Here is a 363-nt window from a genome sequence, read left to right on the forward strand (position 1 = left end):
GTCCGAATCCGTTGCCTCCGGGCGCCAACCGTCCAGGCTCTATGCCGTCACAGGGGCCGGCCCGGTGGGCTGGACCGTTGCCGAACAACTGGCCGCTGCGGGCCACCGCGTGCGCATCCTGACGAGGTCCGGAAGCGGCCCGGCCCACCCGCTGGTCGAAAAAGTGTCGATTGATGTGTCGGAGCCTGACCGGCTCGGCGAGGCCTTCCACGGCGCCGCCGCCGTCTTCCACTGCATCCACGCTTCGCGGTACAACGCCGACGTGTGGGCCAGTGAACTGCCCGCCGCCGAGCAGAACGTGCTCGCCGCGGCCGGGGCGGCGGGCGCCGTCGTGGTCTTCCCGGAAAGCCTGTACTCCTACAG

At 70.5% G+C, this 363-nt stretch carries 1 protein-coding gene; it reads left to right on the forward strand.

The window, feature by feature from the left end:
• Positions 1-64 precede the first annotated feature (64 nt).
• The coding region (locus AC1U89_RS25035; protein ID WP_479902313.1) for an NAD(P)H-binding protein at positions 65-363 on the forward strand (299 nt) is incomplete at its 3' end.

This window comes from Caulobacter sp. 05T431, from assembly GCF_056665975.1.